The following is a 13,974-nucleotide window of genomic DNA, read 5'->3' as shown; positions in this document are numbered from 1 at the left end:
GGACCTGTTCATTTTGGCTTATCATTGGTTAACAAACTCTTTCGAAAGTGGGAGCAAATGAGAGTTTCTCAAGAAGTGGCGGAAACCGTTGCTATTAAGGCTTTAGGCTGGTTGGTGACCCAAGATGAAGTGGTCGGAGTCTTCATGGGGGCTACTGGTGCCTCGGTTAACGACCTGCGCGAGCGGGCAGGTGATTCTGATTTCCTGGGGTCTGTGCTGGAGTTCTTAACGATGGATGACGCCTGGGTGGTCTCATTTTGTGATGCCAATGATCTCCCCTATGACGTGCCGTTGATGGCGGCGAATCTTCTTTTGGGTGAGTCTCGGGCCCATTGGACCTGAACATATCACGCCTCTTGCGCGCAGAGGCCGCACCGGTGCAGGGTGCGCGGGTGAGGCGCTTGGCGCGGGGCTAAGGAATAAAGGCGATAGGATGCGGGTAGACGGGCTTCTGTTTGATAAAGACGGCACGCTGTTTGATTTTGGTGCGACGTGGAACGGCTGGGCAGCGCGGATGATCACGCGCTTTGCCGATGGGGATGCGGAGCTGGCGGCGCAGATCGCAGGTGCGCTGCAGTTTGACCTGAGTGCGGAGGCCTTTCTGCCGGAGAGCTTTGTGATTGCGGGCACCAACCGCGAGGCGGCTGAGGCTGTGGCCAGCGTGGTGCCGGGCGGTGATGTGGACGCGATTGAGCACACGTTGATGCTTGAGGCGGCAGAGGCCTCGCTTGCACCGGCGGTGCCGCTTGGGCCGTTGATGGACGGGTTTATCGCGCAGGGTCTCAAGCTTGGCGTGATGACCAATGACACGGAATTTGGCGCGCGGGCGCATCTGCAGGAAGCCGGGGTTGTGGATCGTTTCAACTTCATCGCCGGGTTTGACAGCGGCTTTGGGGCGAAACCTGATCCGGACCCGCTGCTGGCCTTTGCCCGGCATGTGGCGCTTGATCCGGCGCGGGTGGCGATGGTTGGAGACAGCAGCCATGATCTGTTGGCCGGCCGGCGGGCAGGCATGCAGACCGTGGCCGTGCTGACCGGCGTGGCAGAAGAGGCCGAGCTCGCTCCGCTGGCGGATGTGGTGCTGCCCAACATTGGCCATTTGCCGGAGTGGCTGGGCGCCTGATCTGACCGGCAGACACGCCCAAGTGAGAGCTTAAGAAGGCCCCGCACCAAGAGGTGGCGGGGTTTTCTTTTGGGCTGCGCTCGGTCCTCAAGGCGCTGGCGGAGTTCAAAAGCGACAGGTTTTGTCGAAAAAGCGCAGGAATCTCGGGCGCGTCAGCGTTTCCTGAAAAGGACGCGGAGAAGGAGAGCGCCATGTCTGAAGCAGAAGAGACATCCCGCAGAGGCAAACGCAGCGGCGGACGGGCCGCGCGGCGCGGGCGTTCGGTTGGTCTGGAACAGACGCCATGGCGCTTGCCGGTCAACACGGATCGGCCGACGGAGCCTTTGCCAGAGGACGGGGTGGCGCGCCTTCATGATGGGGCGATGCGTATCCTTGAGGAAATTGGCATTCAGTTCTTCAACGGCGAAGCGCTCCAGATCCTGAAAGAGGCAGGCTGTCGCGTGGTGGAGGACCGCGTGTTCATGGACCGCAGCTTTGTCATGGAGATGGTGGCCAAGGCGCCGCGCAGCTGGACCCTGACCCCGCGCAACCCGGATCGGCAATTGGTGATGGGGGAAGGGCACATTCTGTTTGGCAATGTGTCGAGTCCGCCAAACTACTGGGATCTGGAGCTGGGCCGCAAAGTGCCGGGCACGCGGGCGCAATGTGCGGACCTGCTGCGGCTGACGCAGTTTTTCAACTGTATCCATTTCTCTGGTGGCTATCCGGTGGAGCCGCAGGACATCCATGCCTCTGTGCGCCATCTGGATGTGCTGTTTGACACGCTGACCCTGACCGACAAGGCGGTGCACACCTATTCGCTGGGGGCGGAGCGGGTGGAAGATGCCATGGAGATGGTGCGGATTGCCGCGGGATTGAGCCATGAGGCCTTTGAAGCGCGGCCCCATATCTTCACCAACATCAACTCCACCTCGCCGCTGAAACATGATGAGCCGATGATCGATGGCTGGATGCGGCTGGCGCGGCGCAATCAGGCGCTGGTGGTCACGCCTTTCACGCTGGCGGGGGCGATGGCACCGGTCACCATGGCGGGCGCTGTGGCGCAATCGCTGGCGGAGGCCTTGAGCGCGGTAGCTCTGGCGCAGTACATCCGCCCCGGTGTGGCCTGCGCGATTGGCACCTTTACCTCAAATGTGGACATGAAATCCGGCGCGCCCGCCTTTGGCACGCCAGAATATATGCGCGCCACCCAGATGACCGGTCAGATGGCGCGGTTCTACGGTCTGCCGATGCGCGCCAGCGGCGTCTGCGCGGCCAATGTGCCGGACGGTCAGGCCATGTGGGAGACCTCCAACAGCCTGTGGAGTGCTGTGCAGTCGGGCACCAATATGGTCTATCACGCCGCCGGATGGCTGGAGGGCGGGCTGATCGCCAGCCCTGAGAAGTTCATCATGGATTGCGAAGTGGTGCAGATGATCCAGCGTTATCTGGAGCCGGATATCTGGGCCACGGGAGAGGCGGAGGTTGCGCTGGAGGCGATCCGCGAGGTGGGCTCTGACGGGCATTTCTTCGGGATCGATCACACGCAGGAGCGCTACACCACCGCGTTTTATCAGCCCTTTGCTTCGGACTGGCGCAACTTTGAAGCCTTTCAGGCGGCGGGCGGCACATGGACCGCCGAACGCGCCCATCACATCTTCAAGGACGTGCTGAGCCAATATGAGGAACCGCCCATGGACGCGGCAATCCGCGAGGAATTGGCCGAATTTGTTGAACGACGCAAAGCCGAAGGCGGCGCGCCCACAGATTTCTGAGACGTGGCACACAGTGGGGTTGCGGCGGGGTGGCGGCAGGTCGCCTCACTTCAAGGTAAGCTTATCAAGACGTTGTTTTTTATCGCCAACCCGATATAGAGAGTCCGCAAGTTTGGTTGGAGGTAGGCCATGCACAAGCGGGAAGGCTACGCGGCCGCAGGGCGTGCGGAAATGGCTGGTGTGGGCGGTTTGGCTGGATTGGCCATCTGGGCGCTGATTGAAAAAGCGCATGAGATTGTCAGCCATCCACTGGCTTATCTTGCCCTGACGGGATTTGTTTCCGGCTTTTTTGCAGTGCTGATGGGGCTGAGCGGCCCGCATCGCATTGTCCGTGCTGCTTTGCCAGCACTTGGTCTCTCTGCGCTGGCGGCGGCCCTGCTGACATGGTCTGGGCTGCGCTTTGACACACTGGACGCTTTTGGCGCAGCGCAGCATCCCATCATCGCCTGGGCGCTGTTTCTTCTGATTGGCACGCCCTTTGCCGCCGCGACGCTGCGGGATCGTCATAGCCTGCGGGATTATGGCCATCTGTTTGATGTGAGCTGGGGCATTCTTGTGCGCTATTCGGCGGCCTGGCTGTTTGTCGGGCTGATCTGGGCGGTGATCTTCTTGAGCAATGCGCTGTTGGAGATTGTGGGTCTCACCATCATTGAGGATCTCCTGGACATTGAGGGCGCGGCCTTTGTGATCTCCGGCGCGGCGCTGGGCGTTGGCCTTTCCGTGGTGCATGAGCTGCGCGACTATATTTCGCCGTTTCTGGTGATGCGTCTGCTGCGCCTTCTGGTGCCGGTGGTGCTGGTGGTGGTGCTGGTGTTTGTGGGCGCGGCTTTGATGCAGGCGCCGGGCGATCTGTTTGGCAATTTGAGCCGCGCCACAACCTTGCTTGCGGTGGCGCTGGCCATGATCACGCTGATCAGCGTGGCGCTGGACCGCAGCGATGTGGATGCGGTGCAAACACCGTTGATGCGGGCTGCGACCTCGGCCTTGGCGTTGTTGTTGCCGGTTTTGACCGGGCTGGCGGGCTACGCGCTGTGGCTGCGCGTGGCGCAATACGGCTGGACACCGGCGCGGCTAGCGGCGGCCTGTACGGTGCTGGTGGTGGGGCTGCATGCGGTGAGCTATGCGGTGGCCGTGGTGCTGCGCGGCGCGTGGATGGCGCGTATCCGTCAGGCCAATATCACCATCGCGGTGGGCGTGCTGTTGCTGCTGGCGCTTTGGCAGACGCCGGTGCTGAATGTGGAGCGCATTTCGACCCAATCTCAGCTGGCGCGTATCGTTGCAGATAAGGTGACGCCGCAGGATGCGGCTCTTTGGGAGATGCAGGCGGAATGGGGCCATGCGGGGCAGGCCGGATTGGCTGCTTTGAGCGCGGATTTTGCCGCCGGTAAACCCGAGTGGCAGGCCGCCGTGGAGGCGGCGCAGTCGGCGGAGAGCTCTTGGGAATATGCGCAGGGCTTTCATGGTAATGCGCGAGTTGCACCTGCAGAAAGATTTGCCGCCAATCTGACGGTGTTGCCGCCGGAAGCGGTGGTGACCGCGCGGGATATGAGCGATATTGCGCTCTATCGTTTGGAAGATTGGGCGGATATTTGCGAAAGCGCGCCGGATCCCGGATGCGTTTTGCTGTTTGGCGATTTCCATCCTACACACGCTGGGCGTGTAGGGATCCTGTTTTTGCCAGTGGCAGCACGCAAAGTTGACGTATTTAGCGTGTATGAGGTCGGGAGATCGCTCGCTGTGGGAGAAAAAATCGCCAGATCAGAAGGTGATCGGGTGACCCTCAGACAACTGAGGGATATACTGGATGGAAAGTTTGAGGTGGCTCCGAGCAGTCGTCAATCGCTGTGGATCGGTGATATGGAGCTTACACCAGAGTTTTAGTTTTGGGCGCGTTGGGGAAATCTTAACACCGCTCTGATCTTATGGGTCTTGGTAAGAAAGGTGAATGCATGCACGGCTTGATCAACAGAGCGATTCAGTGCTTTGTCCGCGACAGCTATGGTCAGCCGCGGTGGGTTGAGGTGTGCCGGCTTGCCGATGTGGACACCACCGATTTTGAAGCCATGCTGCACTACGAAGACAGCGTGACCGAAGACCTGATCAAAGCCGCGTCAGAGGTTATTGGTGCGCCGCTTGAAACGGTGCTTGAGGACATTGGCACCTATCTTGTGACCCACCCGAATGTCGAAGCGCTCAGGCGATTGTTACGCTTTGGCGGCGTGGATTTTGTGGATTTTCTGCATTCGCTGGATGATTTGCCGGAACGCGCGAGATTGGCGGTGGATGACCTTATTCTGCCGAGTATGGAACTTCGTGAGCATTCATCGGAATGCTATAGCCTGACCTGTCGACACCCTCAGCTGGGGTTTGGCCATGTGATGATTGGCATTTTGCGCACCATGGCGGATGACTATGGCGCGCTGGTGTTTCTGGAGCACAAGGGCGCGGAGCAGGATGCCGAGGTGGTCGATATCACACTGGTTGTGAATGCCTTTGCCAGTGGGCGTGAGTTTGAGTTGGGGGCGCGTGCCCAGTGAGCGAATTGGACCAGATCTGTGAGATGACGCAAATGCTGGACGTGATGTGTCCGATGCATGTGCAGCTCGACAAAGAGGGGCGCATCACCCATGCGGGCCCCACGCTGACCAAGATTTTCCCGGATCAGGCGCTGATCGGCGCGGGCTTCTTTGACGTTTTTGAACTGAACCGCCCACATGCCATCACATCCATGTCGCGCCTGATGGCCTCGGCGGGTGAGAAACTGCACCTCAAGAAACGCTCTGATCCGCCGACCGGACTAAAAGGCGTGCTGATGCACGACGGCAAAGGTGGTGCGGTTGTGAACCTGAGTTTCGGGATTTCGATCCTGGATGCGGTGCGCGACTATGATCTGAATGCGGCGGATTTTGCGGCCACCGATCTGACAATTGAGATGCTCTATCTGGTGGAGGCCAAATCCGCCGCCATGGAGGCCAGCCGCAAGCTCAACCAGCGCCTGCAGGGCGCCAAGGTTGCCGCGGAAGAACAGGCCTACACCGATACGCTGACCGGGCTGAAAAACCGCCGCGCGCTGGATCTGATCCTGCCGCGTCTGGTGGAAGAGCGTAAGCCCTTTGGCCTGCTGCATGTGGATCTGGACTTCTTCAAAGAGGTCAATGACACCAAAGGCCACGCGGCGGGCGATGTGGTGCTGCAGCATGTGGCGCGGGTGCTTGTGGAAAGCAGCCGTGATGCGGATGTGGTTGCCCGTGTGGGCGGCGATGAATTTGTGCTGGTGATCAAGGGCAACACCGATGAGGAGGTGTTGGGCCGGATTTCTGAGCGGATCATCAAAGAGGTCGAGGCACCGGTGCCCTATAAGGACGCGGTGTGCGAGGTTTCTGCGAGCGTGGGGATTTCGATCTACACCGGCACGGCGGACACCAGCGTTGAAGAGCTGATGGATGATGCGGATACGGCGCTTTATGCCTCCAAGCACGATGGGCGCGCGACCTTCACGCTTTATCGGCCGGAGCTGCGCGAAAACGGCCCGCTGGCGGTGGGATCCTGATCTGCGCGCCTGAGCAGCGCTGAAATGCCGAGATGACGGCCCCGCGTGTTGCGGGGCTTTTTCATTTGGGGGCGCACCCAGCCTGCGCTTAAAGATAAGGTTGCCAGAGTCTTAAGAAGAAGAGTTCAACCTCATTTTCCTGCTGAAAAAGGTTCTATAGCTGGGCGATGCGGTTGCGGCTTTCGGTGGCGATGTAATCGACAAACAGGCGCACTTTCGGATCTTGCAGCTTGCGGTGCGGATAGAGGCAACCAAAAGATGCAGGCAGTGGCGGGGTGTCAGGCAACACCTCAACCAGCGCGCCGCTGGCCAGATCGGCGGAGACGTCAAAGCGCGGTTTGTTGGCAATCCCGGCCCCTTCAAGCGCCCATTGGGTGAGCACATCCCCGTCATCCGCGTCAAACCGGCCTTTGGCTTCGATTTTCTGCGGGCCTGCTTCGGTTTGCAGGGTCCAGAAATATTCCGGCGACCGCGGGAAGCGCAGCAAGAGGCAGTTGTGATTGGCGAGAAGATCTTCGGGGGTTTGCGGGGTTCCGGCGCGGGCGAGATAGTCCGGAGAGGCCACAAGCACGCGCTCACAATCGGCGATTTTGCGCAGCTTAAGATTGCTGTCTTTCAGCTCGCCAAGGACAAAGGCCACATCCAGACCGTCCTCAAACATGTCCACCGTGCGATCGGACAGGCGCAGGCGCACGTCCACATGCGGGTGCTGTTCAGTGAAGGCGGGGATGAGCGGCGCAATGATGCGGCGACCCACGCCCAAGGGCGCGGTGACCCGGATGGTGCCACGCGGATTGTCGGAGAACCCGGCCACCACCGCTTCGGCTTCCTCCAAGGTGGTGATCACTTTGCGGGCGTGTTCATAAAACACCTTGCCGACCTCAGTGGGCGAGAGGTTTCGGGTGGTGCGGTTGAACAAACGCACGCCCAAACGGGTCTCCAGCTCCTTCACCCGGTTTGAGGCCACGGCCGGGGTCAGCCGCAAATCCCGCCCACCAGAGGTGATCGAGCCAAGCTCCACAACACGCACAAAGACTCTCAGGCTTTCAAGATACGGCATTTCTCGCTCCATATGTGGCTGAGGGACAGTTTACTGCCGGAATGGCGGGTGATTTTCAACAAATCATTGAAATAGATTTTCCAAAACCCTCGTTTCATTGAAGACGAAAGAGCAGATAGAGTAGTTTGTGGCCACCTAAGTGCCGACTCCCAGCAAGAGGTCAGGATGCAGCACCGCAGCGAAATACGCTTTTTACTCAACGGCCGTGAGGTCTCTCTTTCCGATGTGGGAGCGGACGACACGCTTCTGGATTTTTTGCGGATTGATCAACGCCTTACGGGCAGCAAAGAAGGCTGTGCGGAGGGCGATTGTGGCGCCTGCACCGTGATGGTCGGGCGGCTGACACCGCAGGGGCTGCATTATGAGACAGTGAATGCCTGTATTCGCTTTCTGGCGACTCTGGATGGCTGTCACGTGGTGACCATTGAATATCTTGGCGGCCCCAATGGGCGTTTGTCGCCGGTTCAGCAGGCGATGGTGGAGCATCACGGCAGCCAATGTGGCTTCTGCACACCGGGGATTGTGATGTCGCTTTACGCGCTGTGGATGGCCTATGAGCACCCAACCGTGAAGCAGGTTGAAACCGCGCTGCAGGGCAATCTGTGCCGCTGCACCGGCTATGCGCCGATCATTCGCGCTGCGCAGGCGGTGACGGAATATGGCACAGCATCTGCCGAACATCTGGCCTCTGAGCGCGAGTCGGTGGCCGCAAAACTGAGCGGGCTGAAAGACGGCGCGCGGGTGGAAGTGGCCAAAGGCGAGAGTCGCGCAATCCTGCCTGCGGATGTGGATGATCTGGCCGCGGTTCTGGAAGCCGAGCCGGAGGCGACTATTGTGGCGGGCTCCACCGATGTGGGGCTTTGGGTGACCAAGTTTCTGAAACGCATTTCGCCTGCGGTTTTCATCGGCCAGCTTGACGGGCTGAAAGAAATTGCAGTGACCGACGATGCGGTGACATTTGGCGCCGGGGTGACCTACACCGAGGCGCAGGATGTGATTGCGCAGCATTATCCGCATCTGGTGGATTATTGGGATCGCATTGCCGGCTGGCAGGTGCGCAATATGGGCACGATCGGCGGCAATATCGCCAACGGCAGCCCGATTGGCGACACGCCGCCTGTGCTGATTGCGCTTGGTGCGTCGATCACCCTGCGCAAAGGCGATGTACGGCGGGTGCTGCCGTTGGAAGAATTCTTCGTTGCCTATGGCAAGCAGGACCGCGCTGCCGGTGAGTTTGTGGAGAGCATCACCATTCCGCGCCTGTCAGCAGAGAGTGCTGGGGCGCATCATGCGGCCTATAAGATTTCCAAGCGACGCGAGGAAGATATCTCCTCCGTGGCGGTCGGGATGAATGTTGCCGTTGAAAATGGTATCATCACCCAAACGGTGCTGGCTTTTGGCGGCATGGCGGCCACGCCCAAACGAGCAGCGGCGGCAGAGGCGGCTTTGGTTGGCCAGCCCTGGAGCGAGGCCAGCCTTCTGGCGGCGGCAGCGAAACTGCCGGAGGATTTCCAACCGCTCAGCGATATGCGCGCAACAGCGGATTACCGGATGAAAGTGGCACAGAACCTGTTCCGCCGGTTCTGGCTGGAACAGCAGGGCGAAGATGCCCGTCTGGCGAGCGCGTGAGGAGAGAATGATGAAACAGAATGTCTCTATCCGTGGTTCGGCGCACACCGACCTTATTCATGACAGCGCGATCAAACATGTCTCCGGCGGGGCGGATTACTGTGATGATATCGCCGAGCCGGTGGGCACTTTGCACGCCTATTTTGGCACGGCAAAAGTGGCCCATGCGAAGATCGTTTCGATGGATGTGAGCGCGGTGCGCGCGGCCCCCGGGGTGGTGGATGTGCTGACCGCTGAGGATGTGCCGGGCGTGAATGATGTGAGCCCCACGGGGCGGCATGATGAGCCGCTCTTTGCCACCGAGAAGGTCGAGTTCTGGGGGCAGGTGCTCTTTGCCGTGGTGGCCGAAAGCCGCGACATTGCCCGCCGCGCGGTGGAGCTGGCGCAGATCGAGTATGCGCCGCTGGATCACGTGATTGAAGCGGATGAGGCGGTGACCAAGGGCTATCCGCATGTGACCGATCCGATGACCCTGCAGCGCGGGGATGTGGCTGAGGGGCAGGCCAATGCGGCCCATCGCATCGCCGGGCAGATGCGCATTGGCGGGCAGGATCACATGTATCTGGAAGGGCATATTGCCTTTGCCATGCCGGGTGAGGATGACGATGTGATCGTGCATTCCTCCACCCAGCACCCCAGTGAGGCACAGCATATGGTGGCACATGTTCTGGGCGTGCCCAACAATGCGGTGGTGGTGAATGTGCGGCGCATGGGCGGCGGGTTTGGCGGCAAGGAAAGCCAGATGAACCAGTTTGCCGCCGTGGCGGCGCTGGCCGCAAAGAAGTGGAACCGCGCGGTGAAAATCCGCCCTGACCGCGATCAGGATATGGAGAGCACCGGCAAGCGCCATGATTTTGTCGTCGACTATGACGTGGCCTTTGATGATGTGGGCCGGATTGAGGCGGTGGACAATGTCTTTGCTGCGCGCTGTGGCTGGACCTCTGATCTCTCTGGTCCGGTGACGGATCGGGCGCTGTTTCATGCGGATAACGCCTATTTCTATCCGCATGTGAAGCTGCAGAGCCGCCCGATGAAGACCAACACGGTCTCCAACACCGCCTTTCGCGGCTTTGGCGGGCCGCAGGGAGTTGTTGCTGCGGAACGGATGATCGAGGAGATTGCCTATAAGCTTGGCAAAGACCCGCTGGAGGTGCGCAAGGCGAATTTCTACGGCACCACGGATCGCAATGTGACGCCTTATCACCAGACGGTTGAAGACAATGTCATGCCGCGGCTGGTGGAGGAACTGGAGCAGAGTTCGGATTATCAGGCGCGTCGCGCAGCGGTGCTCGCGCATAACGCCAAAGGTGGGATTATCCGCAAAGGCATCTCGCTGACGCCGGTGAAATTCGGGATCAGCTTTACCGCCACCTGGTACAATCAGGCCGGCGCGCTGGTGCATATCTACAATGATGGCTCCATCATGCTGAACCATGGTGGCACAGAGATGGGCCAAGGGCTGAACACCAAGATTGCACAGGTGGTGGCTGAGGCGTTTCAGGTGGATATTGATCACATCAAGATCACCAAAACCACCACGGAGAAAGTGCCCAATACCTCCGCCACGGCGGCGAGCTCCGGCACCGATCTGAATGGTATGGCGGCGCTGAACGCTTGTGATCAGATCAAGGAGCGGCTGATCCGCTGGGCCTGTGATCAATTCGGTGTGGATGCACTGCTTGTGAAGTTTGCGCCTAATGAGGTGCATGTGGGCGATCAGGTGTTCACCTTTGGCGAGTTTATCAAACAGGCCTATATGGCGCGGGTGCAGCTTTGGGCGGCGGGGTTCTACAAAACGCCAAAGATCCATTGGGATCGCGAAAAGGGGCAGGGGCGTCCGTTCTATTACTATGCATACGGTGCGGCAGTGGCCGAGGTTTCGGTGGATACGTTGACCGGCGAGTATACGGTGGATCGTGCCGATGTGCTGCATGATGTGGGCAAGTCGCTGAACCCTGTTCTGGACAAGGGACAGGTTGAGGGCGCCTTTGTGCAGGGCATGGGCTGGCTCACCACCGAGGAGCTTTGGTGGGACCAGAAGGGCCAGCTGAAGACCCACGCGCCAAGCACATATAAGATCCCGCTGGCCGGGGACCTTCCGCGCGAGTTCAACGTCAATCTGGCCGATTGGTCGGAAAACCGCGAGTTGACCATCAAACGCTCCAAAGCGGTGGGCGAGCCGCCGTTTATGTTGCCGATCTGTGTGTTTGAAGCCTTGGGCATGGCGGTGGCCTCGGTCGCGGACTACGCTGAATGTCCACGTCTGGATGCACCGGCCACGCCCGAGCGTGTGCTGATGGCGGTGGAGCGGATGCGCGGATGAAAGCGGCTGACCTCATAGCATTTCTGGACCGCGAACCCGCGGTGATGCGGGTGGAGATCACCCGTGTGCGGGGCAGCTCGCCCCGCGAAGAAGGCGCTGTGATGTTTGTCGCGCCCCACGCCATGACCGGCACTATTGGGGGCGGACAGCTTGAATACATGGCGCTGGATGAGGCGCGCAAACTGCTGCGCCTTGGCACGGAGTCCGGCCACATGGATGTGCCGCTGGGGCCGGAGATCGGCCAGTGCTGCGGCGGGCGTGTGGAGCTGACATTGACAAGGATGGACGCGGCTGCGCGGGAAGAGGCAGTGGCGGAAGTCACACGCTCTGAGGCGGCGCTGCCCCATGTCTATGTCTTTGGCGCGGGCCATGTGGGCCGTGCCTTGGCGGATCAGTTTCAGCATTTGCCCGTGCGTTGCCTGCTGGTGGACAGCCGCGCAGAGGAGCTTGACATGGCAGGCGCTTCTGTTGAGAAGCGCCTGACCGCATTGCCGGAAGCCGAGGTGCGCAGCGCGCCTCAAGGTAGTGCGTTCATCGTCCTGACGCATGATCACGCTTTGGATTTTCTGCTGACATCTGAAGCGCTTGCAAAAGGAAACGCATGTTGGGTGGGGATGATCGGGTCCGCCACCAAACGTGCAAAATTTGAGAGTTTTGCCCGCACGCACTGTGAGGGGCAAAGCACGGAAACACTGAATTGCCCCATCGGGATGGTCCCGGGGGTGCGCGGTAGCCGCGACAAGCGGCCGTCCGTGATTGCAGCCCTCGTTGTGGCAGATGTGATCGCGGCATTGACCTCTGAACCTGCCGCAGAACCGGTTGTCTCACCCACCATGTGAGGCGGCCTTAGAGAGGTCAAAGAATGGTGCAAAAACTGTTGCGCGGACGCGTGTTGAACTTTGTGGCAGAGCCGCAGTGGCCCGAAGATGTGGCGAGCTTTCAATATCTTGAGGATGGCGCGATCCTGATTTCGGATGGCCGGATCATCGCCATGGGCGCGCACGTCGATGTGGTGGCCAAGGCGCAGGGTGCGGAGGTGGTGGATCACCGTCCGCATCTGCTGATGCCGGGGTTCATTGATATGCATCTGCATTTCCCGCAGGTGCAGGTAATTGCCAGCTGGGGCTCACAGCTGCTGGATTGGCTGAACAACTACACATTCCCCGCCGAGTTGGGCTTTGCGGATGCCAACCATGCTGCGCGGATGGCGGCGGCGTTTTGTGATCAGCTGACCGGTCATGGCACCACAACCGCGATGGCGTTTTGTTCCGTGCATGAAACCTCTGCTGAGGCTTTCTTTGCCGAGGCCGCACGGCGCGACATGTGCATGATCGGCGGCAAAACCATGATGGACCGCAATGCGCCAGAGGGCCTGATGGACAGCGCGCAGGAGGGCTATGACGCGACCAAGCGGCTGATTGCCAAATGGCATGGTCGGGGCCGCGCGCGCTATGCCATCACGCCACGGTTTGCGATCACCTCGACCCCTGAACAGCTGGAAATGTCTGGCGCGCTGGTGGCGGAGCATCCGGACTGTTTTGTGCAGACGCATCTGAGCGAAAACAAAGCTGAGATCGCCTTCACAAAGGAGCTCTATCCGGAGGCGCGGGACTATCTGGATGTCTATCAGCGGGCCGGTTTGGTGACCGATAAGCTGTTTCTGGGCCATGCGATCCATCTGGAGCCGCGCGAGATCGATGCGCTGGCAGAGACCGGGGCGCATCCGGTGTTTTGCCCAACCTCCAACCTGTTTCTCGGCTCCGGCCTGTTTGATCAGGCAGGGCTGAAGGCGCGGGGCATTCAGAGCGGGATCGCCACTGATATTGGCGCGGGCACAAGCTACTCGATGCTGCAGACGTTGAATGAGGGCTACAAGGTGCTGCAACTTCAGGGGCAGGCGCTGCATCCTTATCAGGCGTTTCACTGGATCACGCGCGGCAATGCGCAGACGCTTGGCATGGCGGATGAGATTGGCACGCTTGAGGTGGGCAGTGCGGCGGATGTTGTGGTGCTCGATGCGCGTGCGACCTCTGCCATGGCGCTGCGGATGGAGGCTGCCGAAACGCTCGCTGAGGAGCTGTTTGTTCTGATGATGATGGGCGATGACCGCGCGGTGGCACAGACCTATGTGGCCGGTGCGGCGCAGAAGGCTCAAGGTTTGGCTGCGTGATAGGTGAAGGCCATGACGGCCATCTGGTGCAGGGCATCTTCAGGCAAGCTTGACGCAAGCGGGAGATGCACGGCGCGGGTGCCGTCATAGGTGAAGCGCGCGGCATACATATGACGCCAGCTTTCCACCAGAGTGGTCTGACAATGCACAAGAAAAGCGCAATGGTCCGGGGATTTCTCGGACCAGGACAAGCGCACGGGGGTGCCCAGCTTACGGGGCGGCGCAAAGCTGGGCTGCCCCCATTTCAGGCTTTCGCTGAGCGTGATGTTTTTCGCCTTTGCCGCGCCATGCAGCACCGCGCGCACCGTTGAGAGCTGGGCGCTTGGGGCTTCGGGGAGCGCGGCGAAATAGGCGTCAACAGACAT

General features: G+C 60.2%; 12 protein-coding genes. 10 read left to right on the top strand and 2 right to left on the bottom strand.

Going from position 1 to position 13,974, the window contains the following annotated elements; all coding sequences use genetic code 11:
• Positions 1–57 precede the first annotated feature (57 nt).
• The 6 genes from J7399_RS01515 (at position 58) to J7399_RS01490 (ending at position 6,427) form a co-directional block, all read left to right on the top strand.
• Entirely contained in the window at positions 58–342 is a 285-nt protein-coding gene (locus J7399_RS01515; protein WP_209060839.1) for a DUF3572 domain-containing protein, read from the top strand.
• A 91-nt stretch (positions 343–433) separates the two neighbouring features.
• A complete protein-coding gene (locus tag J7399_RS01510; RefSeq protein WP_209083732.1) occupies positions 434–1,123 on the top strand; it encodes an HAD family hydrolase in 690 nt (229 codons plus the stop codon).
• Positions 1,124–1,314: 191 nt separating this feature from the next.
• Positions 1,315–2,877, top strand: coding sequence for a trimethylamine methyltransferase family protein (locus tag J7399_RS01505; RefSeq protein ID WP_209083731.1), 1,563 nt, complete (start codon positions 1,315–1,317; stop codon positions 2,875–2,877).
• A 129-nt stretch (positions 2,878–3,006) separates the two neighbouring features.
• Complete coding sequence (locus J7399_RS01500; protein ID WP_209083730.1) at positions 3,007–4,758, top strand: DUF4153 domain-containing protein; 1,752 nt, start codon at positions 3,007–3,009, stop codon at positions 4,756–4,758.
• Between the two features lie 68 nt (positions 4,759–4,826).
• The gene (locus J7399_RS01495; protein WP_209060831.1) at positions 4,827–5,414 is read left to right on the top strand and encodes a heme NO-binding domain-containing protein; all 588 of its coding nucleotides are present in this window, start codon (positions 4,827–4,829) and stop codon (positions 5,412–5,414) included.
• On the top strand, positions 5,411–6,427 hold the full coding sequence (locus J7399_RS01490; protein WP_348539416.1) for a diguanylate cyclase: 1,017 nt from the start codon (positions 5,411–5,413) through the stop codon (positions 6,425–6,427). The genes J7399_RS01495 and J7399_RS01490 overlap by 4 nt, the downstream gene beginning before the upstream one ends.
• Before the next feature lie 154 nt (positions 6,428–6,581).
• On the opposite strand, the gene J7399_RS01485 is transcribed toward J7399_RS01490, so the two are convergent.
• Complete coding sequence (locus tag J7399_RS01485) at positions 6,582–7,487, bottom strand: LysR family transcriptional regulator (RefSeq protein WP_209060829.1); 906 nt, start codon at positions 7,485–7,487, stop codon at positions 6,582–6,584.
• A gap of 165 nt (positions 7,488–7,652) precedes the next feature.
• On the opposite strand from J7399_RS01485, the gene xdhA reads away from it, so the two are divergent.
• Genes xdhA through guaD form a run of 4 tightly spaced genes read left to right on the top strand, consistent with a single transcriptional unit; the run spans position 7,653 to position 13,609 of the window.
• Positions 7,653–9,116 (top strand): xanthine dehydrogenase small subunit, encoded by a 1,464-nt coding sequence (xdhA, locus tag J7399_RS01480; protein ID WP_209083729.1) that lies wholly within the window; start codon positions 7,653–7,655, stop codon positions 9,114–9,116.
• Between the two features lie 10 nt (positions 9,117–9,126).
• Complete coding sequence (gene xdhB / locus J7399_RS01475; protein ID WP_209083728.1) at positions 9,127–11,439, top strand: xanthine dehydrogenase molybdopterin binding subunit; 2,313 nt, start codon at positions 9,127–9,129, stop codon at positions 11,437–11,439.
• Positions 11,436–12,278, top strand: coding sequence for a xanthine dehydrogenase accessory protein XdhC (gene xdhC, locus J7399_RS01470; protein ID WP_209083727.1), 843 nt, complete (start codon positions 11,436–11,438; stop codon positions 12,276–12,278). Before xdhB ends, xdhC begins: the two co-directional genes overlap by 4 nt.
• A 23-nt stretch (positions 12,279–12,301) precedes the next feature.
• Positions 12,302–13,609 (top strand): guanine deaminase, encoded by a 1,308-nt coding sequence (guaD, locus tag J7399_RS01465; RefSeq protein ID WP_209083726.1) that lies wholly within the window; start codon positions 12,302–12,304, stop codon positions 13,607–13,609.
• Here guaD and J7399_RS01460 read toward each other — a convergent pair.
• Entirely contained in the window at positions 13,591–13,974 is a 384-nt protein-coding gene (locus tag J7399_RS01460; protein ID WP_209083724.1) for a DUF1801 domain-containing protein, read from the bottom strand. The genes guaD and J7399_RS01460 overlap by 19 nt on opposite strands.

Source organism: Shimia sp. R9_1 (assembly GCF_017743775.1).
In the GTDB taxonomy this organism is placed as follows: Bacteria; Pseudomonadota; Alphaproteobacteria; order Rhodobacterales; family Rhodobacteraceae; genus Shimia.
The sequence above is the reverse complement of the archived record's forward strand: the minus strand, read 5'-3'. Positions and strand labels throughout refer to the sequence as shown.